At 46.1% G+C, this 21,501-nt stretch carries 21 protein-coding genes and 1 pseudogene; 14 read left to right on the top strand and 8 right to left on the bottom strand.

Annotated features, from left to right (window positions below; genetic code table 11):
- Window positions 1-162 precede the first annotated feature (162 nt).
- The 6 genes from RDN79_RS07565 to RDN79_RS07540 all read right to left on the bottom strand — a co-directional run bounded on the left by RDN79_RS07565 (window position 163) and on the right by RDN79_RS07540 (window position 2,849).
- Complete coding sequence (locus RDN79_RS07565; protein ID WP_308573084.1) at window positions 163-321, bottom strand: hypothetical protein; 159 nt, start codon at window positions 319-321, stop codon at window positions 163-165.
- Window positions 322-448: 127 nt separating this feature from the next.
- Window positions 449-928 carry a hypothetical protein gene (locus RDN79_RS07560; RefSeq protein WP_308573083.1) on the bottom strand — a complete coding sequence of 160 codons (480 nt, stop codon included), beginning with the start codon at window positions 926-928 and terminating at the stop codon, window positions 449-451.
- Between the two features lie 156 nt (window positions 929-1,084).
- A complete protein-coding gene (locus tag RDN79_RS07555; protein WP_308573082.1) occupies window positions 1,085-1,393 on the bottom strand; it encodes a hypothetical protein in 309 nt (102 codons plus the stop codon).
- 233 nt (window positions 1,394-1,626) lie between these two features.
- The gene (locus tag RDN79_RS07550) at window positions 1,627-1,977 is read right to left on the bottom strand and encodes a T9SS type A sorting domain-containing protein (RefSeq protein WP_308573081.1); all 351 of its coding nucleotides are present in this window, start codon (window positions 1,975-1,977) and stop codon (window positions 1,627-1,629) included.
- Window positions 1,941-2,366: a S8 family serine peptidase gene (locus RDN79_RS07545; RefSeq protein WP_308573104.1), complete on the bottom strand. Its 426-nt coding sequence runs from the start codon at window positions 2,364-2,366 to the stop codon at window positions 1,941-1,943. Before RDN79_RS07545 ends, RDN79_RS07550 begins: the two co-directional genes overlap by 37 nt.
- An 87-nt stretch (window positions 2,367-2,453) precedes the next feature.
- Window positions 2,454-2,849: a hypothetical protein gene (locus RDN79_RS07540; RefSeq protein ID WP_308573079.1), complete on the bottom strand. Its 396-nt coding sequence runs from the start codon at window positions 2,847-2,849 to the stop codon at window positions 2,454-2,456.
- A 374-nt stretch (window positions 2,850-3,223) separates the two neighbouring features.
- Between RDN79_RS07540 and RDN79_RS07535 the strand changes: the two genes are divergently transcribed.
- The 9 genes from RDN79_RS07535 to RDN79_RS07495 all read left to right on the top strand — a co-directional run bounded on the left by RDN79_RS07535 (window position 3,224) and on the right by RDN79_RS07495 (window position 12,773).
- On the top strand, window positions 3,224-4,444 hold the full coding sequence (locus tag RDN79_RS07535; protein WP_298554898.1) for an S-adenosylmethionine:tRNA ribosyltransferase-isomerase: 1,221 nt from the start codon (window positions 3,224-3,226) through the stop codon (window positions 4,442-4,444).
- A gap of 55 nt (window positions 4,445-4,499) precedes the next feature.
- Complete coding sequence (locus RDN79_RS07530; protein WP_298554901.1) at window positions 4,500-6,488, top strand: OmpA family protein; 1,989 nt, start codon at window positions 4,500-4,502, stop codon at window positions 6,486-6,488.
- Window positions 6,489-6,701: 213 nt separating this feature from the next.
- A complete protein-coding gene (locus tag RDN79_RS07525; RefSeq protein ID WP_298554904.1) occupies window positions 6,702-7,622 on the top strand; it encodes a DUF5106 domain-containing protein in 921 nt (306 codons plus the stop codon).
- A gap of 8 nt (window positions 7,623-7,630) precedes the next feature.
- Entirely contained in the window at window positions 7,631-8,431 is an 801-nt protein-coding gene (locus RDN79_RS07520; protein ID WP_298554906.1) for a M48 family metallopeptidase, read from the top strand.
- Between the two features lie 270 nt (window positions 8,432-8,701).
- Window positions 8,702-9,334, top strand: a complete 633-nt coding sequence (locus RDN79_RS07515; RefSeq protein WP_298554909.1) for a bifunctional nuclease family protein — start codon at window positions 8,702-8,704, stop codon at window positions 9,332-9,334.
- Entirely contained in the window at window positions 9,331-10,653 is a 1,323-nt protein-coding gene (locus RDN79_RS07510) for a NupC/NupG family nucleoside CNT transporter (RefSeq protein WP_298554912.1), read from the top strand. The genes RDN79_RS07515 and RDN79_RS07510 overlap by 4 nt, the downstream gene beginning before the upstream one ends.
- A gap of 49 nt (window positions 10,654-10,702) precedes the next feature.
- The gene (locus RDN79_RS07505) at window positions 10,703-11,401 is read left to right on the top strand and encodes a 16S rRNA (uracil(1498)-N(3))-methyltransferase (RefSeq protein ID WP_298554915.1); all 699 of its coding nucleotides are present in this window, start codon (window positions 10,703-10,705) and stop codon (window positions 11,399-11,401) included.
- 11 nt (window positions 11,402-11,412) lie between these two features.
- Complete coding sequence (locus RDN79_RS07500) at window positions 11,413-11,970, top strand: sugar O-acetyltransferase (protein WP_298554918.1); 558 nt, start codon at window positions 11,413-11,415, stop codon at window positions 11,968-11,970.
- A 113-nt stretch (window positions 11,971-12,083) separates the two neighbouring features.
- A complete protein-coding gene (locus tag RDN79_RS07495; RefSeq protein WP_298554921.1) occupies window positions 12,084-12,773 on the top strand; it encodes a hypothetical protein in 690 nt (229 codons plus the stop codon).
- Window positions 12,774-12,995: 222 nt separating this feature from the next.
- Here RDN79_RS07495 and guaA (RDN79_RS07490) read toward each other — a convergent pair whose 3' ends face one another.
- Both guaA (RDN79_RS07490) and guaA (RDN79_RS07485) read right to left on the bottom strand, forming a co-directional pair.
- Window positions 12,996-14,303: a glutamine-hydrolyzing GMP synthase gene (guaA, locus tag RDN79_RS07490; protein ID WP_298554924.1), complete on the bottom strand. Its 1,308-nt coding sequence runs from the start codon at window positions 14,301-14,303 to the stop codon at window positions 12,996-12,998.
- Between the two features lie 57 nt (window positions 14,304-14,360).
- Entirely contained in the window at window positions 14,361-15,881 is a 1,521-nt protein-coding gene (guaA, locus tag RDN79_RS07485; RefSeq protein WP_298554927.1) for a glutamine-hydrolyzing GMP synthase, read from the bottom strand.
- A 221-nt stretch (window positions 15,882-16,102) separates the two neighbouring features.
- Between guaA (RDN79_RS07485) and RDN79_RS07480 the strand changes: the two are divergent.
- The 5 genes and pseudogenes from RDN79_RS07480 to RDN79_RS07460 form a co-directional block, all read left to right on the top strand.
- Window positions 16,103-17,278 (top strand): annotated as a pseudogene (locus RDN79_RS07480) (mechanosensitive ion channel family protein); the annotation flags it as partial.
- 97 nt (window positions 17,279-17,375) lie between these two features.
- Window positions 17,376-18,281, top strand: coding sequence for a hypothetical protein (locus RDN79_RS07475; protein ID WP_298554930.1), 906 nt, complete (start codon window positions 17,376-17,378; stop codon window positions 18,279-18,281).
- Between the two features lie 2 nt (window positions 18,282-18,283).
- Window positions 18,284-18,883: a Crp/Fnr family transcriptional regulator gene (locus tag RDN79_RS07470; RefSeq protein WP_298554933.1), complete on the top strand. Its 600-nt coding sequence runs from the start codon at window positions 18,284-18,286 to the stop codon at window positions 18,881-18,883.
- 192 nt (window positions 18,884-19,075) lie between these two features.
- A complete protein-coding gene (locus RDN79_RS07465; protein ID WP_298554936.1) occupies window positions 19,076-20,461 on the top strand; it encodes a TolC family protein in 1,386 nt (461 codons plus the stop codon).
- Window positions 20,462-20,486: 25 nt separating this feature from the next.
- Entirely contained in the window at window positions 20,487-21,494 is a 1,008-nt protein-coding gene (locus RDN79_RS07460) for an HlyD family secretion protein (RefSeq protein ID WP_298554939.1), read from the top strand.
- The last annotated feature ends 7 nt before the right edge of the window (window positions 21,495-21,501 follow it).

Below are 21,501 nucleotides of genomic sequence, written 5' to 3'. Positions count from 1 at the left end.
TGTGTCTGCTTTTAAGTGGTGATTAAGATTTTGTAAATCTAATCAAATAAGATTGAAAAATAAAACAATCAAGAAGATATTTTTGTTCTTGTTTTGAATTATGTTTTGGTAGGAAGCGGAAAGGCTTTTTCCGACTTTCCTCTTCCTACCATTTTATGTTAGTTAATGAGAAATAATGACTTTATGCACTTCTGGTTCGGTAGAACCTGCGCGGATGATATGCAAGAAGTAGTTGCCTCCCGGCAATTCGGAAACATCGACGGATACTTGGCGCTCCGTTACATGCAGGTTGCGGACCAAGCTTCCTTGGTAATTCTTCATAGCAACAAATACATAATCTTCAATAGTCTCTAATATTTGCTTCTGTCCCTCGTAATAATAATACTGATTTTGAGAAGTAATAGAGGTTGAAATAGTTAAAAATATGAGTGATATTATATTTTTTACATTATTCCTCCTGTTTTTTTATATTCATTAATTTAAAAAAATAGTATTGAGTGTCAAATGATAAGCCTTCTTCTTTTATGATAGTACCAGATAATTCAATCTGAAGTCCATCTTTCGATATTTGTTTATCATTTAAAAAAGCATCCATGACTCCATATTCATCAACTAATTTATATTTATGTCCATCTGTATAAAGAGCTACAAAAGGTATGGAATATCGGAAATACCCGACTTCTTCATTTCCAAATTCATCTATTATTGGATTTGTTTTATCTGGATAATACAAGTATACTGAATTATCCTTATCCACTGTTTTTGGTATTTTTCCGATATACAGAATCGTTTTGAAGTCTTTGAAAACAGAACCTTCAATTTCTTTTTTCCAATTGACTTCATCCTCACTGCAAGCTCCACTGCCGATCAATACGATCGTCAGCAATAAGACAGGTAACTGCCATTTGATTTGTAATCGTGTTTTCATGTCTCTCTTTGTTTTTAATGTGATTTGTGAAAAAACAAGAAGTATTTTGTCTTATATAAAGCTTATTTCCAATTCATTTTTGTTTTGCATTTTGAGATAAAATCGACATGCAAATAAATAATGAAAACGTTACAAATATTATTCTTTTCATATCATTCATTTTTTTAGTTCTCTAATTTTTTCAACCACAACTACACTGTCACATTCTATAGGAGGAATATAATGGCCATACACAACGACATATTTGCCGACATAAGTTTTTCCATCTTTTTTATTCAATTTTAAAGGCAACGTTTTATTCTCCATATTTAGAATATGTGTATAGTCCATACAAATATTTGATTCTGCTGAAAGGATTAACCCTTTTCCTTCAAATTCATACGTTTCATCGTCACTGCAAGCTCCGCCACCGATCAAAAAGATCGTCGATAGCAACAGCCATTTGATTTGTAATTGTGTTTTCATGTCTCTTTTTGTTTTTTGATGTGATTTGTGAAATAGTGAAAGGGAACAGACTGATTTTTTCCTCCTCTCTTTGGATCTGCTTTTAAGTGGTGATTAAGATTTTGTAAATCTAATCAAATAAGATTGAAATACAAAACAATCAAGAAGATATTTTTGTTCTTGTTTTGAATTATGTTTTGGTAGGAAGCGGAAAGGCTTTTTCCAACTTTCATCTTTCTACCATTTTATGTCAGTTAATGAGAAATAATGACTTTATGCACTTCCGGTTCGGTAGAACCTGCGCGGATGATATGCAAGAAGTAGTTGCCTCCCGGCAATCCGGAAACATCGACGGATACTTGGCGCTCCGTTATACGCAGGTTGTGGACCAGGCTTCCTTGGAAATTGAACAGGCGCAATTCGTGTGAACCTGACGGTGCTTGTTGTCGGGCGGAAACCGTTGCTGCGTTATCAGTATCCTTCAGTTCTGTGATATCGATATGCAGAGTGTTGTCGATGGGATTCGGATATACGGCAGAGCGGTAACCGCCGATGGTTGTAGTGGCAATCATGTGGGCGCATTGTGTGACGATGCGGCACTCCACGTTATAGCTGCCTTTGGGTATCGACCAGTAATCTCCGGCAGGGCCTGTCGTCGAGCTTTGAGAGGAACCGCTGCTTCCGATAGGGGTGGCATTCCAGATAAACTGGCGGATACTGTTATATGTGCATATCCAGGAGTAGTTCCTTTCACAAAGCAGCTTGTCCTCGTATTACTTCCTGACAGGCTGACACCGCCGGAACAAGTCCATGTCACGGTCGCATTGGACGGGACATTGATCCTGCGGACTTCTTGTGCCGAAAGGCTGGGATTTGCGGAAAGGACGAGGGCGGTGACACCGGTAACGTGAGGAGCAGCAAACGAAGTTCCACTTCCATATCCTGTTTGATTATTAGGCAAAGTAGATAAAATATTACGGCCAGAAGCAACCACATCCAATCTTTATAATAATAAGATTGAGAAAAAATCATAGCTGTTATTGACAATAACAGAATTAAAAATATTGTTTTTTCATACCGTTTAAATTTTTGAGAATGTAACATTTTTGACAACTTCCGTTAAATAATTATCCACAAAATTGTAGATAGTTAATGTTGAATCATCGTTAAGAACAAATTTGCAATAGAATGCTTTTTCTCCTGTCGGGTCCTGAAATTTGATTTCAGAATCCGAAATTAGACTATACGACCAACCGATAATGGGTTCGTAGGCATCTATTAATCCATCTTTTTGAAAGATTAGGATATCGAATGTAGGCATATCCTGAGCACTACTTTTAATCACTTTCCAGCTACCTGTCAATTTTAAGTATTCTGATTCATAGTTGTTTTCGTCACTGCAAGCTCCGCCACCGATCTGCATGATCGTCAGCAACAAGATTGGCAACAGCCATTTGATTTGTAATCGTGTTTTCATTTCTCTCTTTGTTTTTAATGTGATTTGTGAAATAGTAAAATAGGGATACAGACTGATTTTTTCCTCCTCTCTTTGGGTCTGCTTTTAAGTTGCGATAGGATTTACAAATTTAATCAACTAAAATTGAAGTACAAAACTCTCAGAAGATTTTCGGAAAAAGTTTCAAAGAAAAATTCAGATTGAAACAAAAGTTTCAGAAGTTTCTTGAGCATGAAAATAAATTTTCACTTGCGGGAAACTTTATTTTCATACGGGAGAAACTTTTTTCTCATGCCGATGAGAGTTTGTGGTACAGGGCGAAAAACAGCTTCTGATTATGATGGTGGAAAATATTAATTTGTACTTTTGCAGGCATATATAGAGATTAAGAAGTCATGACAACAAAGACGCAACAGATACGCATTGAAGATTTTGATTATCCGCTGCCTGATGAGCGGATCGCCAAATTCCCGTTACCTAAACGGGACGAGTCGAAACTCTTATTATATAAAGAAGGAAAAGTCAGCGAAAGTATATTCAAGCATATTACGGATTACCTGCCGGAAGGTTCCCTGATGGTATTCAATAATACGCGGGTGATCCAGGCGCGTCTTCTGTTTCAGAAAGAGACTGGTGCGAAGATCGAGGTTTTCTGCCTGGAACCGGTCGAGCCGCATGATTATGCTTTGGTTTTCCAGCAGACCGAACGTTGCCGTTGGACTTGCCTGGTCGGCAACCTGAAGAAGTGGAAAGAAGGGGTTCTGCGTAAGGAAGTGCTGTTGGATGGCGAGACTGTTGTGCTGAAAGCCGAAAAATTGCAAACCTGCGGGGATAGCCATCTGATTGAATTCACATGGGATCATCCGACTTGTACGTTTGCCGACCTGTTGGATGCTGCCGGCGTTTTGCCGATTCCTCCTTATTTGAACCGCGAAACCGAGAAAAGCGATTTGCAGACTTATCAGACTGTCTATTCCAAGATAAAAGGTTCGGTTGCCGCGCCGACAGCCGGTTTGCACTTTACGCCGGAGGTCCTGGCAGATATCGATGCACGTGGTATCGGAAGGGAAGAACTGACGCTCCACGTCGGGGCGGGGACGTTCAAACCCGTGAAAAGCGAGACGATCGAAGGACATGAGATGCATACCGAATTTATCTCGGTACGCCGGAGTTCGATCGAACGGATCAAGAATAACCTCGGTAAGGTCATAGCAGTCGGCACGACTTCGGTCCGTACGCTCGAAAGCCTTTATTATATGGGTGTCACGTTGGCTTCGAATCCGGATGCCACTGCCGAAGAACTGATCGTCAAACAGTGGATGCCTTATGAAGGGGCGAATAATAGGTTGACGGCTGATGAAGCGTTGCAAAATATCCTGGATTATCTGGATCGGCACCAAGCGGACAAGTTAGTGACGGCTACCCGTATCATTATCGCTCCGGGCTATGAATTTAAAATCGTGCGCGGTATTGTGACCAATTTCCATCAACCGAAAAGCACGTTGCTGTTACTGATATCCGCCTTTGTGAAAGGGGATTGGAAAAATATTTATGATTATGCCTTGGGGCATGATTTCCGTTTTTTGAGTTACGGGGACAGCTCGCTGTTGTTGTAATGATCATACAATAAATAGTACATAATCCTGTTTAATAAAACATAGATTATAGCAAATGAGACAATTTACCCCATATTTGTTCCTGTTCTTGGCAGTGTCTTTTCTGTATTCCTGTAAATCAGCGAAGTTGAGCGATGCGGAAGAGAAGCAGCGTATCGGCGAATATTTTGAAGCGGCGGCCATTTACCGGAAAGTATATACGAAGACTCCTCCTGCCAAGCGGGACTTGCGTGGATATATCGCTTTCAGGATGGCGGAATGTAACCGTTTGATCAACAATACGCCGCGTGCGACCAGCGCTTATATGAACGCGCTCAGGTACAAATATCCGGACAGTATCGTGAATCTTCGCCTGGGACAGATGTACCAGAAGAGCGGACGTTATGGGGAAGCAGTCAAATATTACAACGACTATCTGCTGGCGGAACCGGGCAGCGTATTGGCCTTTAACGGCGTGACCGGTTGCGAGGAGGCCGTGAAATGGAAACAGTCGCCGACCCGTTATACGGTGAAGCGGATGGACAAGTTTAACTCCCGCCGTTCCGAATTCAGTCCGATGTTGTACGGTGAAAAGTACGATCAGCTGTATTTTGCTTCTACCCGTACCCCGAAAGGAGCCGGGAAAGATAAGGAAGAAACGAATAGTGCCATCACCGGACAGCGTAACAACGATTTATTTCTGGTAAAGCAGGACGAGAATGGAGCTTGGCTGGCTCCGGTCGAACTCGAAGACGAGGTGAACACCGAGTTTGACGAGGGAACGCCTTCTTTTTCCAAAGACGGGAATACGATGTATTACACCTATTGCGCACAGGATCCGGAAGGGCCGCGTACTTCTGAAATCTATATATCTTCCCGCAGCAGTGCCAAATGGGGAAAAGGAACCAGGGCGAATATCGTAAAAGATTCGGTGACGGCTCTCGGCCACCCTTCGATATCGCCGGACGGCAAGTATCTGTATTTTGTGTCGGATGCCGTTGGCGGCTATGGAGGCAAAGACCTGTTTCGGGCGCGTGTCATGGGGAGCGACTTCGGCCCGATGGAGAATCTGGGACCGGACATCAATACACCGGGCGATGAAATGTTTCCGTATGTGCGGGATTCCGTGACGCTCTATTTTGCTTCCGACGGACATCCGGGAATGGGCGGGTTGGATCTTTTCAAAGCCACCTTGGACAGCACGGGCAAGTGGAACGTCGAGAATATGAAAGCGCCGATCAACTCTGCCGGCGATGATTTCGGCATTACGTTTGCCGGAAATAAGGAAAGCGGCTTTTTCAGCTCCAACCGCAATGACGCGCGTGGGTATGACCATTTGTATTCCTTCGAATTGCCGGTTATCACTATCTTTATCGAAGGCATCGTGTCGGATGTGGACGAGAACCCGATAGAAGACGCAACGGTCCGTATTGTCGGCAAGGACGGTCTGAACGAAAAAGTATTGGCCAAGAAAGACGGTAAGTACAGGGTTGAACTGGAACGTGATATCCGCTATGTGATGATGGCAAGCGCACGCGGATACTTGAATCAGAATTTTGAGTTGAAAACAGGGCCGGAGGAGAAGAACGAAACATATATCGTGGACTTTTTCCTTTCCCCGATCAGTAAACCTGTCGTGATCGAAAATATTTTCTATGATTTCGACAAGGCGACTTTGCGTCCGGAATCAAAGAAGGCGTTGGACGAAATGATCAAGATGCTGAACGATAATCCGAACGTCACGATCGAGTTGGGAGCGCATACCGACCGGAAAGGTTCGGAACAGTACAACGAACGGTTGGCGCAACGGCGGGCACAGTCGGTTGTCGACTATCTGATTGCCGGAGGGATCGCCCAAGACCGGCTTGAGGCCAAAGGGTATGGCGAAAGCGTTCCTAAAACAATCAACAAGAAGATGGCCAAGAGTTATGATTTCCTGAATGAAGGAGATGTCCTGACCGAAGAATTCATAGAAAAACTGACTCCTGAACAGCAGGAGATTGCAGACCAGATAAACCGTCGGACGGAATTTAAAGTCTTGCGGACGAACTATAATTTATTTTGATTTATCAATTAAGGTAAAAAGATATAAGGACCTCGAATTTCAACCTGTAGCCTGTAAGAGGTTATCTATAGAGCACCGGCATTTTTTTCTGAATGAGCCCGCCGGTTTTCGGATAACCTCTTACTTTTATGGATGAGATCGTTAATTATTTGTTCCTCCGGTTTTTTAATTGTTGATAAATCATATCTTTGCAACGAATAAAAACAAGATACTATGAGGATAAGAATGCTTTGCCTATTATTTTTTACATTGATCTTTAGCGCCTGCAACGGCCAACAGACGAAGAAAACGGAAGCAGAAAACACGAAAGAGCGTGTTTTTCAAATGGTTTCTGTCCCCAGTGTCATTACGGAACCGGAGGAACGCGCCGCTTACCTGGTAAAACATTATTGGGATAAGTTCGATTTTACGGATACGACTTTGATCCATCTCCCGGAAATAACGGAGCAGGCGACTTCCAACTATATCGATATGATGAAATATGTCCCGGCAGAGGCGGCTGCTTCTTCTATTAAGGATATGATGCATAAAGCGTCGGCAGACAGTACTATGTTTGCCTATTTTGCCGGTTTGTATGAAAAGTATCTCTATGATCCGAATTCTCCCATGAGGGATGAGTCTTTGTATATTTATGTGCTGGAAGCTGTTTTGGAAGCTCCGGTCCTGGATGAGGTCGGCAAGATACGTCCGGCTCATTTGCTCGAATTGGCTCTTAAAAACAGGGTGGGAGAACCGGCAACCGATTTCACGTACACGCTGGCGGACGGTAAGAAAGGAACTTTGTATCATACGAAAGCCGATTATCTGCTCTTGTTTTTCTATAATCCGGATTGTCATGCCTGTAAGGAAATTACGGACCGGCTCGCTGCTTCGCCGCTTGTGACGGAGCAGATCAAGAATAACAAGCTTAAGATCCTGGCCGTTTATCCGGACGAGGACCTGGAGGCCTGGAAAAACCATATTTCTTATATGCCTGCAAGCTGGATCAATTCTTATGACAGTACGGTGAGTCTGAAAAATGACGAGGTTTATGATCTGAAGGCAATACCTACCCTTTATCTGCTGGACAAGGATAAGAGGGTGGTGTTGAAGGATGTGACATTCAATCAGGTAGAGAATTATTTAAAACAATAACAAATGATATGAAAGTAAGGACTATTTTATTATCAATGGCTTTGGTTGCCGGAGTCAGCCTGAATGCTTCGGCTCAGTTTAAAATCGGAGGTAAATCCATCAATACTAAAAAATTAGTGAATGCAGCATCCGATGCGGCAAAAGCGGTGACTTTGTCGGACGAGGACGTGGCTGCCATGGCTCGCGAGTATATCCAATGGATGGATACGCATAATGAGGTTGCCGGACTGGAAACGGAGATGGGACAGCGTTTGGCAAATCTGACGAAAGATATCAAGGTCGAAGGTCTCGATCTGAATTTTAAGGTGTATAATGTGATCGACGTGAACGCGTTTGCTTGCGGCGACGGAAGCGTTCGTGTTTGTGGAGGCTTGATGAAGATTATGGATGATAATGAAGTGCTGGCCGTTATCGGTCATGAGATCGGTCATGTTTTACATACGGATTCGAAAGACGCCATGAAGCAGGCTTATCTGACTTCGGCCGCCAAGAATGCTGTCGGGGCTGCCAACAATACGGCTGCCAAGCTGACCGATTCGCAATTGGGGAGCCTGGCCGAAACGCTTGCCGGTGCACAGTATTCGCAAAAGCAGGAGAATGCGGCGGACGATTACGGCTTTGAGTTCAGCATCGCGAACGGTATCGATCCTTATAGTATGTATAATTCGCTTAACAAGCTCTTGGAACTAAGTGCGGAAGCTCCCAAGTCATCCAAGTTCCGCCAGTTGTTTTCGAGCCATCCCGAAACACAGAAACGTGTCGAAAGGATGAAAGAAAAAGCGGATGAGTACACAAAGAATCAGCAATAAACTGTTAACCACCTTTAAACAGGAGATTTGCAGGTTAAAATAATGCTAAAAACTTAAATGTTCTGCCGTAAAACTATGCTGAATAACATAAAACTCGTATATTTGCACTGTGTTTTTCATGGTATTAGATTTAAGGTTAGCAATGAAGATTGGTTGTCGTGATGACAACCTTTTCTTTTTTTAGTCCCTTTGTACTTTTCTTTCCTTTCGAAAGTTTTTAAGATTCCGAAATAATATTACTTTTGTGTATTGACTAAAAAACTAAATAGTGTGGATACAAGAATAAAACTACGGGTGCAGGGTTTAACGAACAGTCAGATACAGTCTGGCGCTTATGCCTTGATCCTGGCAGAAGAAGATGGCGTTCGCCGCATACCTATCATTGTCGGAACGTCGGAAGCCCAGTCAATCGCGATCGCTTTGGAACGCATCACGCCTCCTCGCCCTTTGACGCATGATTTGTTTGCTACCTTTGCACAGGCATTCGGTGTTCGTTTGTGTGAGGTTTTCATCTATAAGTTTGAAGATGGCGTGTTTTATTCCGAACTGCTTTTTGAGGATGGAATAAAACAGATCCGCTTGGATTCACGTACTTCCGATGCTATCGCCATTGCTTTGCGCGTGAAATGCGATATCTATACGACACTCGAGATCGTCCGCGGATGTGGAGTCGTGCTTGAAGATGCAACGGAAGAGGCCGATAAGGATAGTGATGATTCCATTCTGGCTATGGAGCCGGAAGAAATACAAGATGAAGCTCAATTGAAGAAGTGGCTCTCTCTTTTGGATGCCGATGAATTGTCGGACCGTTTGGACGATGCGATCTCCGACGAGAATTACGAGTATGCAAAGATGTACAAGGATGAAATACGACGCCGTGAAGAGGAGGGCGGGGCCAGATGATGGAACAACAACTTGGTTTTAGTCTTGAATCTTTTTTACGTGGTATTCTGGGTATTGCTACTGTTTTGGGGGTGGCTTACCTGATGAGCTACGACCGGAAACGGGTCGATTGGAAACTGGTGGGGGGCGGATTGTTTATGCAGTTTGTCTTTGCCCTTGCCGTGTTGTATGTTCCGGTAGTCGGGATCGTCCTGGAATGGATGGGAAAGGCTTTTATCAAGTTGATGGATTTTACCCAGTCCGGGGTCGCTTTTCTTTTGGGGCCGCTGGTAACCAAAAGTGAAGGGTTTATCTTTTTGTTGAACTCGCTTCCTGTGGTGATTTTCTTCTCTGCCCTGGTTTCTCTGTTTTATTACTGGGGGATTATCCAGCGCGTAGTGGGCGGGTTTTCCTGGGTGCTGCGGCGGTTCATGAATATTTCCGGAGCGGAAGGACTGGTCACGTCCGGCAATGTGTTTATGGGAATGACGGAATCGCCTGTTTTGATCAAGAATTATCTGCCGGCGATGAACCGGTCGGAAATATTCCTGGTGATGGTTTCCGGGATGGGGACGATAGCCGGAACGGTGATGGGAACTTATATCGGCATGTTAGCGGGAGGTGATCCCGTGTCGAGGGTTTTGTTTGCGAAGCATTTGCTCTCGGCGTCGCTGATGGCGGCTCCGGGTTCTATCGTCCTGGCTAAAATCCTTTGTCCGCAGACAGAAAAGGTCGACGACCGCTTGGTGAAGATGGAGAAGATCGGACAGCATTCCACTGCCTTGGACGCATTGGCGGCCGGAACGTCGACCGGTGTACGCCTGATGGTGAATATCGCGGCGATGTTGCTTGTATTCATAGCGATGGTCGCACTTGCCAATTATATCCTGGAGGGTGTGATCGGACGCTATACCGGGCTGAATGGCTGGATCGTTTCCGTTACGGACGGGAAGGCCCAGGGATTGACGTTCCAGTTTATATTGGGGGGGATCCTATCTCCTTTTATGTGGCTGATCGGTGTCCCTTATCAGGATGTGATGCTGGTCGGTTCCTTGTTGGGACAGAAAACCATTTTAAACGAGTTTGTGGCTTATTTCCAGCTACAGGAATGGAAAGATGCCGGTTTGTTCATGTCTCAGAAATCTATTTTAATGTCTACCTATATCTTATGTGGTTTTGCCAATATCTCGTCTATCGGCATCTTGCTGGGAGGAATGGGCGTGCTGGCTCCCGAAAAGAGGGAACTGATCACCCGTTTCGGTTTTCCGGCTATGATTGGCGGTGCGTTGGTATCGGTACTTTCGGCTACGATTATAGGAATGATGTTGATTGTCAATTGACAATGGGGAAATCTTTTAATTTTTAATTTTCAACTTTTAATTTATTCAAGTGCAGATATTTTATACGCCGGATATAGCCGTGAATCCGGAGCTTCCGGAAGAAGAGGCCGGGCATTGTATTCGTGTACTCAGACTAACTGAAGGCGACGAGATCTTATTGACGGATGGCAAAGGTGCCTTTTTTAAAGCGGCAATCAGCCGTGCCCATCCTAAACATTGCGAAGTGAATATCCTGGAAAAGTGGGAACAGCCTGCTTTATGGAACTTCAATCTTCATATAGCAGTGGCTCCGACCAAGAATATGGACCGTATGGAGTGGTTTGCGGAGAAAGCGACCGAGATCGGTATCGATGCCATCACTTGCCTGAACTGCCGTTTTTCCGAACGGAAGGAGATTAAGCCTGCCCGTTTGGAAAAGATCTTGGTCAGCGCAATGAAGCAATCACAGAAAGCGACTTTGCCGGAACTAAACGGAATGACCGATTTCCGTACGTTCGTCAGCCAGCCTTTTGACGGTCGTAAGTTTATTGCCCATTGCGAAGAAGGGGTAAAACCTCTCTTGAAACAAACGTATCATCCGGGTGAAAACGCACTCGTCCTGATCGGTCCGGAAGGAGATTTCAGTCCCGAAGAAATAGCGCTTGCCCTAAAACAGGGATTCGAACCCATTTCATTAGGCGAAAGCCGTTTGCGTACGGAAACGGCGGCATTGGTCGCTTGCCATACGATACATGTGTTGAATCAATGATAAGAAACACAATGACCGAAAAAGAAAAATGCCGTCTCGGCCTGTTGTACGATGCCAATTATGATCCTGAAATATTGGCGGATCGTGAGCGTGCAAAAGAATTGCTTTATGATTATAACTGTTTGCGTCCTTCCGAGCAGGCTGGACGGATGGAACTCCTGAAGAGACTTTTGGGGAAGACCGGGGAGAACCTGATCATCGAACCTCCTTTTGCCTGCGACTACGGGTATAACATAGAAGTAGGGGAGAACTTTTATGCGAATGTCAATCTGGTTATACTGGACGGGGCAAAGGTCCGTATAGGAGATAATGCTTTTATCGCACCCAATGTCGGTATTTATACGGCAGGACATCCTTTGGACGCATCCGATCGCAACAAGGGACTGGAATATGCTTACCCGATCACGATCGGTGATAATGTATGGATCGGTGCCGGAGTGATCATCCTCCCCGGTGTTACAATTGGTGATAACGTGGTAATCGGAGCCGGTAGCGTGGTGACAAAAGATATTCCAGCCTATTCGCTCGCCGTAGGTAATCCTTGCCGGGTGATCAGGAAGATCGGGTAGAAGCAGGCTTCTTTGCAGGCAAGTCGCATTGATATCGGGTATTTTATTTTTATCCATTTCCTTTGGAATTAAGAGAAAATCTCTATATTTGTGGGTAAACCAATAAATGTGTAATGAATGGAAGTCTATCTCAACGAATATCACAAAAAAGTAACTATCGAGAAACTCAAGTCGATGGCCTCTTGGAAAAAGCTGAAACTTTCGCACGAGGAGTGCTTGAAACACTTGAGTCACTTACGGGAACAACGGCTTGCAAGGGAGTCCAAATTGCAAGATTGAAAGAGTGGGCCATTGAAAATGCCTGTTGGGTTGATTCAATGGATGAGTTGGGAACTTTTGTGGACCGGGGGTCCGAGAATGAAGTTTATTTGTCAAAAGGGAATAGCCAGTTTATATATAAACTCAATGATTTTCGCTATTCGGATGATAATCTTTCTCCCTTTTTCTTTCGGTTGAAAGCCCAACAGAGGTTATTTCCGGATTGTAACTATGTGCTCATGGGGTTTTCTACGAATAGAGAAGGAAATGTGTGTGCGTTGTTAGCTCAAAAGTATGTTATTTTTGGGCGTGAAGCTACAGAAGATGAAATTCACAATGAATTTTTGAAACTCGGATTCCATGCGGAAATGGATGGAGAGTATTATACGAATGGAGAGTACGACATATTCGATGCCTCTCCCAATAATGTGCTTGTGGGGATAGATGGCGGTCTGTATTTTATCGATACGATTATTTATAAGTCTGATGAAATGAATCTATCCGTTTATAAAAGCCAATCTCCTAAGTATTCAAATAACGGATAAATATTAATGTGGCATATAAGCATGCTATTTCGTTCGGACAAGTAACCGGGTAGCCAAGATTATCAAGCGATAAATGGGACGTTTGACTATCTTTTTCCGTACAAAGCGTATTGTAAAGTAAAACCCTATGCATTACGTCACCTAACCCATAGGGTTACGGGGGCTAATACATAGGGTTTGTTGTCATAAAACTATGCTTTGTTCGGCACGGCCTTTTTTATCTTATTCCCATTCGATTGTCGCATTGGGTTTCGGAGACATATCGTAGCAAACGCGGTTGACGTTTTTAACTTCCTTCAGGATACGGTCCGTGATCTTCATCAGGATAGGCCAATCGACAGGCTCGATAGTAGCCGTCATGGCATCTACCGTATTGACGGCACGGATGATGACAGGCCAGTCGAAAGAACGGGCATTGTCGCGCACGCCTACGGATTTGAAGTCGGGCACAACGGTGAAATATTGCCAAACCTTCTTGTCCAATCCGGCTTTCCGGAATTCTTCACGCAAGATGGCATCCGCTTCGCGAACCGCTTCCAACCGGTCGCGTGTGATAGCACCTAAGCAACGCACTCCTAAACCTGGGCCGGGGAACGGCTGGCGGAAGACCATTTCGTAAGGTAAACCCAATTCGAGGCCGCAAGCGCGAACTTCGTCCTTGAACAATTGGCGTAACGGTTCGACCAGTTCGAATTTCAAATCTTCGGGCAGACCGCCTACGTTATGGTGAGATTTTACCATCTTGGCTGTCTTCGTGCCGCTTTCCACGATATCGGGATAGATAGTACCTTGCGCCAAGAAGTCGATGCCGTCCAACTTGCGGGCCTCTTCTTCAAAGACACGGATGAACTCGCCACCGATGATCTTACGTTTTTCTTCCGGATCGGCGACACCTGCCAGTTTATCTAAGAAACGGTCGGTAACGTCTTTATAAATCAGGTTTGCGTTCAACTGGTTCTTGAAGACTTCAACGACATCTTCCGATTCGCCTTTACGCATCAGGCCGTGGTTGACGTGCACGCAAACCAGGTTGTCGCCGATGGCTTTCAGAAGCAATGCGGCAACGACCGAGCTATCGACCCCGCCGGAAAGCGCCAACAATACCTTGCGATCGCCTACCTGGCGTCTTACCAGTTCGATCTGGTCGTTGACGAAGTTTGTCATATTCCAGTTCGCTTCGGCTTTGCAGGTGTCGAACACGAATGACTTTACTGCATTTTTGATGGCTTCAACGTCGTTTGTGAACTCGTCTAATTTCACTTCGCAAAGAGCCTTGTCGTGGCCGGCGGCCATAACCGGGATTCCAACCGAATAGATTTCCGGGTTCACGTCGATGGCAACGCCGTCGATCACATTGTTAGGACCACCGTTGATGATGATGCCTTTTACATTCGGAAGCGCTTTGAGTTCTTCAACCGTGATGTCGTGCGGATAGATTTCGCTATAGACACCCAATGCACGGATCGCCCTGGCCAGCACCGTGTTTTCGTGGCTACCCAGATCTAAAATAATGATCATATCCTGCTTCATTATATATCTCCTTTAAATTATATTAAGTTAGTCTTATGTTCCGTTCCTTTATGATTCTTATTCCCACTCGATCGTTGCAGGCGGTTTGGAGCTGATGTCGTAGACAACGCGGTTTACGCCTTTGACCTTGTTGATGATTTCGTTGGAAACCTTCGCCAGGAATTCGTAAGGGAGCTGTGCCCAATCGGCCGTCATGGCATCCGTCGAGGTTACGGCACGCAAGGCAACCGTGTTTTCGTAAGTACGTTCGTCACCCATGACACCTACGGACTGGATCGGGAGGAGGATCACTCCGGCTTGCCAGATTTTGTCATACAAGCCCCATTCGCGCATCAGCGACATATAGATATCGTCGGCATCTTGCAAGATCCGTACTTTCTCCGGTGTGATATCGCCTAAAATACGGATACCCAAGCCGGGACCGGGGAACGGATGGCGTTTGATCAGGTGGGGTTGCATACCCAGTTCCATACCGACACGGCGTACCTCGTCTTTGAACAGGAGGCGCAACGGTTCGACCAGCTTCAGGTTCATTTTGGCAGGCAGGCCGCCTACATTATGATGGCTCTTGATAACGGTTCCGGTAATGGATAGCGATTCGATTACGTCCGGATAAATAGTGCCCTGGCCCAGCCATTTTATGTCTTTCAGCTTGTGGGCCTCTTCGTCGAACACATCGATAAACCCTTTGCCGATGATCTTACGTTTCTTTTCAGGTTCGCTGACACCTGCCAGTTCCTTATAGAATTTCTCTTTGGCGTCGACTCCGATTACGTTCAGTCCCAAGTGCTCGTAATCTTTCAACACGTTTTCGAATTCATTCTTACGGAGCAGGCCGTGATCGACGAAGATGCAAGTCAGGTTCTTGCCGATCGCCTTGTGTAGCAAGACGGCCGTGACCGAAGAATCGACACCGCCGGAGAGGGCGAGGATCACTTTATCATCTTTGAGCTGCTCTTTCAGTTCGGCAACGGTCGATTCGATAAAGGAGGCCGGAGTCCAGTCTTTGGCACATCCGCAGATATTCAGGAAGTTGTCTAATAATTTAGTACCATCGGTCGAATGGAACACTTCAGGATGGAATTGTACGCCCCAGGTCGGTTCGCCTTCCACGTGATAGGCGGCTGCTTTTACATCGTCCGTGCTGGCGATTACTTTGAAGTTCTCGGGGAGGACCGTGATGGTGTCTCCGTGAGACATCCAGATTTGTGAACCGACATTAATGCCTTTCAGCAATTCGTCTGTGCCCGCGACATACGAGAGGTTGGCACGTCCGTATTCGCGTGAGTTGGCCGGTTCGACATTTCCGCCGGATGTGTAGGCCAGGAATTGGGCTCCGTAACAGATTCCCAATACGGGATATTTACCGCGTATTTCACTCAAGTCGGCTTTGAACGCATTGGCGTCATATACGGAATAGGGACTTCCGGAAAGAATAACACCTTTTACGTCTGTAGCATCATGGGGGAATTTGTTGTAGGGGACAATCTCGCAATACATATTCAACTCACGGACTCTACGCCCGATTAATTGAGTTGTTTGCGAGCCGAAATCAAGAATAATAAGTTTCTCGTGCATGCAAATTATTATTTAATTGAGTGGCACAAAGGTAGGAATAATATTCGAAACTTGAACCATTTTTGAGGCATCAGGTTATAGTATTATTCAATCAGAGGTCACAAAAAATGAAACGGATTATCTTTTTATCAGCGTCATTGCTCTCATCTCCCTTTTTCCTACAGGCGGAAGACGGCTTGGCTAAGAAAATGCAAGCTTTGTCGTTGGAAGATTCGGAAATAAAGCGTGTCTTGTATTTCCTGGCGATTCTTCTGGTCCAGTCCGCCCTGATCGGTCTGACCTCGTTTGTGTACCGGAAGGCCAAGGAGAAGATCGCTTCCCTGAAAGAGACGCGGCTGAAGTCGATCTCCTTTCACGGCTACGATCTGCTGGATACCGACAAGCAGGTGAAGCTCTTGATTTTTCTGGCCAATATGATACGTTGGCTGTTGATCGTATTACAATTGTTATTTACGGTTCCGATCCTGTTCTCTATTTTCCCGGAAACAAAGAATTTCGCGTCCCGGCTCTTCTCTTATGTTTGGAAGCCGCTGGAATTCATCGGAAAAAGTATTGTCAATTATTTGCCCAATCTCTTTACCATCATCGTGATCGTGTTGGTGATCCGGTATGTCGTGCGTATCCTTAAATATATGTCGGATCAGGTGGCTGAAGGGAAGTTGAAGATATCCGGTTTCTATCCCGACTGGGCGTCGCCAACCTACCATATCGTCCGTTTCCTGCTATACGCCTTTATGATCGCGATGATTTATCCCTATTTGCCGGGAGCCGATTCGGGGGTGTTCCAGGGAGTGTCGGTCTTTGTCGGCCTGATCGTTTCGTTGGGGTCGAGCACGGTGATCGGCAATATCATTGCCGGCTTTGTGATCACCTATATGCGCCCGTTCAAATTGGGAGACCGCATAAAGTTGAACGATACGGTCGGGAACGTGATAGAGAAAACAACGTTGGTCACCCGTATCCGTACGCCTAAGAACGAGCTGGTGACAATCCCTAACTCGTTTATCATGTCTTCCCATACCACCAATTATAGCGAGTCGGCGCGTGACTTGGGATTGATTATCCATGCGGAAGTGACGATCGGCTATGATACGCCCTGGCGGAAAGTCCACCAGCTGTTGACCGATGCGGCAAAAGCTACGCCGGGCGTGAGCAGCGAACCGGAACCCTTTGTCCTGGAAACTTCCCTGAGCGACTTTTATCCCGTTTACCAGATCAATGCTTATATCAAGGATGCCGATAAGCTCAACCAGTTGTATTCGGAACTTTTCCAGAATATCCAGGATCAATTTGCGGCTGCCGATGTCGAGATCTTATCTCCCCACTACACCGCTTTCCGTAACGGCAACGCTTCTACGGTCCCTAAAGAGGAGAAGCCGGTTGCCACGAAAGGATGATCTTCTTTTTTCTTAAAAAAAGTATAATAAACCGTCCGCCTTTTTTTAGCAACTTATTAAATACTACCTTTGCGTGTTCATTTTTAATCGTAACCGTATGGATGCTGAAAAGAAAGAGACAAAAGAAATAAATAAGATGTCATTGCTGATCATGGCAGTGGTTGTGTTATTGTTGATTATCGCCGGTGCTGCCTACTATATTTTCCATCAGAACCGGCAGATGGAAGACTTGGAACAGGCCTATGTCCTGGACAAGGAATCATTGGAAGATGAATTTAACGAATTGTCTCTCCAATATGAAGGATATAAATTTAATATAGGTAACGACTCGTTACTGAATCTATTGTCTACCGAGCAAGCCAAAGTACAACGCTTACAGGAAGAACTTCGTACCGTAAAGGCGACAAATACGAAAGAGATTGCCCGTCTGAAGAAGGAATTGCAGACATTGCGTAAGATCATGCGTAACTATGTAGTTCAGATCGACTCCCTGAACCGTGCCAACGAACAGTTGAAAGTGGAAAAGAACGAGGCGGTAAAGAAATACAAACAGGCCTCTTCTACGGCTACCACCTTGAAGAAGGAAAAAGAGAAACTGACGGAACGCGTCACCTTGGCAAGCCGGCTGGATGCGACGGGTATCAATGTGACTCCTGTCAATGGCCGCGGAAAGAAGGCGAAGGTGATCAAGAAGATGGAACAATTTGTCGTTGACTTCCGGATCGGCAAGAACATTACGGCCCCGGTCGGAGAGAAGACGATCTATGTGCGCATCATGAAGCCGGACGATGATATCCTGTTGAAGAGCCGTGCCGATGTCTTTACCTTCGAAGGCAAAGAAATCAATTACTCCATGAAGAAGATGGTCGAATATGACGGAGAGGAATTGCCAATTACGATGTACTGGAATATCGAAGAGTTCCTTTCTCCGGGCACCTACCGGGTCGATATATTTGCGGATGGCAATTTGATCGGCCGTAAAAGCTTCACACTCGAAAAATAGCGATGGAAACGGATGTCCATTTCGCGCGACTACTTGCCGACCTTCCGGATGCCCTCGCCCGCGATGAAGCTTTTCTCGGCGAACTGGAGAACCATGCGAAGGTGATCTCCGTGAAGAAAGGAGATTACCTGTTGCGTACGGGCGAGTTGTGCCAGGACGCCTATTTCATCAACAAAGGCCTTTTCATCAATCTGTATGTAAACGAGAACGGCAACGAATGTGTCACCGGCTTTGCGGCCGACAACATGTTTCCGTTCCTATCCGCCATCGGCTATTTCACCAAGCAGCCTTCCGAGTTCGAGATCAAGGCGCTTGAAGCCGGCGAGTTGCTTTGTTTCTCCCGCGACCATATCGAGAGCCTTTCGTTCCGTTACCCTTTGTTTGCTTCCTATTATCAGAATATCATGTTGATGATCATCTATAAATTGGATGTATTGTTGGCCGTCCGCCTCTCCTCCACGGCGGAAGAGTTCATCCAGTTTCTCTACACGAACTACGCCTGGATGATCAACCGGGTTCCCGATAAGTATATCGCCCATTATATGGGGATCAGCAATGCCTGGTACTGCAAGCTGAAGCGGAAAGTCCTTTCATTCACCTGAACCGATAGGCGGGGGAAAAAAGTTTCATAGGCATGGAACTATGTTTTCACCGGCGGGAAACTATATTTTCATCGGCGGGAAACAAAGGTTTCATCAGGAGGAAACGAATTATTGAATTAGTTCAATTTTATATTTAAAGCGAACCCGTACTTTTGCACCGTTAGAGAAGAATCCGAATAAAACAAGATAGAGATGAAAAGATTCGTCGTATTAGTCGCGTTACTGGTTTCGTCGGGCTATGCAAGTGCCGGGCGTACGTTGACATTGGAGGAATGCCGACAGATGGCTATCCGGAACAACAAAGAGCTGAAGATTTCGGGAGAAAAGATTAAAATGGCCGGTTATGAGAAAAGCGCCGCTTTCACCAAATACTTTCCCGGGCTCTCGGCGACCGGTGCGTATATGTGGAACCAGAAAGATATCAACCTGTTGGATATGGGGGCACTCGGCTCTTCTATCGGAGGGGCTCTCGGACCGATCGCCCAATTGCCGGTGTTCGGGAAGTTGGCGGAAGGGGTGGACGACTTGCAACACCTCGACATCCAGAATATCTGGGTCGGAAGCGTTTCACTCGTGCAACCTGTGTTTATGGGGGGCAAGATTATCAATTACAACCAGATCGCCAAGTACGCCAAGCAATTGGCCGAGTCGATGAATGACCTGCAATTGCAGGATGTCATCTATAAAACCGATGAAACCTATTGGCAGGTGATTTCTTTAGTAAATAAAAAGAAGTTGGCCGACGCCTATGTCGATTTGCTCCGCAAGACCGATCACGACATGACGGCGATGATCGGCGAGGGAGTGGCGACCGAAGCCGACGGGCTTTCCGTTAAAGTCAAACTGAACGAAGCCGAGATGGCGCAGACGAAGGTCGATAACGGGCTGGCCCTTTCCCGTATGCTATTGGCACAGATATGCGGGTTGCCATTGGAAGAGCCGCTTGCTTTGGCCGATGAGGATATGGAAGATTTCCCGACGGAGCCCTCCGTTACGGCTGCCGATGTGAATGAGGCCTTCATGAACCGTAGCGAGTTGAGGAGCCTCGACTTGGCGACCAAGATTTATAAACGCAAGGAACGGATCGTCTTGGCGGATATGTTGCCGAATGTGGCATTTATGGCGAACTACTTGGTCACGAATCCTAATTCCATGAACGGCTTTAAGAACGAATTTGCCGGGATGTTCAATTTCGGGGTGATGGTGAAAGTGCCGCTTTCCGGCTGGTGGGAAGGAAGCTATAAACGCAATTCGGCCCGTGCCGAGACACGCATCAAGTCGTTGGAGTGGCAGGATGCCCGCGAGAAGGTGGAATTGCAGGTCAACCAATCCGTCTACAAGGTCAATGAGGCGAACAAGAAGCTGGCCGCTTCCGCCCGCAATATGGAGAATGCGGAAGAGAACCTCCGCCATGCCAACCTCGGATTCGAGGAAGGCGTGATCCCGGCCCTTAACCTGATGCAGGCCCAGACGGCCTGGGTGTCGGCGCGTTCCAGCCTGATAGATGCGCAGATAGAGGTGAGGCTGACGGAGGTCTACTTGACAAAAGCGATGGGGAAATTAAAAATTGAGAATTAAAAATTAAAAAATAATACATACTCTTATGAACGAGGATAAGAAGTTTTCGATCAACAACATGCTGCTGGCATTTATTACATTCTTAGGTGTGGTCGGATTAGTCGCATTAACCGGTTTCTTTTTGCTGACACCGCCGGACGATATCATCATGGGACAGGCGGAAGCTACGCAAGTCCGGATTTCCGGTAAAGTGCCCGGACGGATCGAAGCCTATCGTTTCGGTGAAGGCGACAAGGTGAAGGCGGGTGACACGCTTGTCTTCCTGGATACGCCCGAAGTCCTTGCCAAGCTCCAGCAGGCGGAGGCCGTGCGCCGTGCCGCCGAAGCCCAGCAAGCAAAGGCTGTCAAGGGAGCTCGCGCTCAGGAGATCGCCGGCGCATACGAGATGTGGCAGAAGGCGAAGGCCGGATTGGATATTGCCCGTAAATCATATACGCGCGTGCAAAACTTGTTCGACAAAGGGGTCATGTCCGCCCAGAAACGTGATGAGGCGGAAGCCAATTACAAGGCGATGATCGCTACCGAGAAAGCCGCCAAGTCCCAGTATGACATGGCCGTGGACGGAGCCCGTGCGGAAGATAAGGCCGCCGCCTCCGCTCTTGTGCAACAGGCCGGGGGAGCGGTTGCCGAAGTGGAATCCTACCTGAAGGAAGCGGCTCTCGTCTCACCGATCGACGGCGAAGTGTCCGAACGTTTCCCGGAAGTGGGCGAACTGGTCGGTACGGGCGCACCGATTATGAATATCATTGACCTCAACGATATGTGGGTGACCTTCAGCATCCGCGAAGACCTTCTGAAAGACATCAAGGTCGGCTCCGAGATAGACGCTTTTATTCCGGCGTTGGACAACCGGCCGGTCAGGTTGAAAGTCTATTATATGAAGGATATGGGGACATACGCCGCTTGGAAAGCGACGAAAACGAACGGGCAGTTCGACTCCAAGACATTCGAGGTGCGTGCCCGGCCGGTGGAAAAAGTGGCTGACTTACGTCCTGGAATGTCGGTCATTAAGAAATTAAAAATTGAGAATTAAGGATTGA

This window comes from uncultured Parabacteroides sp. (assembly GCF_902493135.1).
In the GTDB taxonomy this organism is placed as follows: Bacteria; Bacteroidota; Bacteroidia; order Bacteroidales; family Tannerellaceae; genus Parabacteroides.
This window is presented reverse-complemented; position numbering and strand designations above follow the sequence as displayed.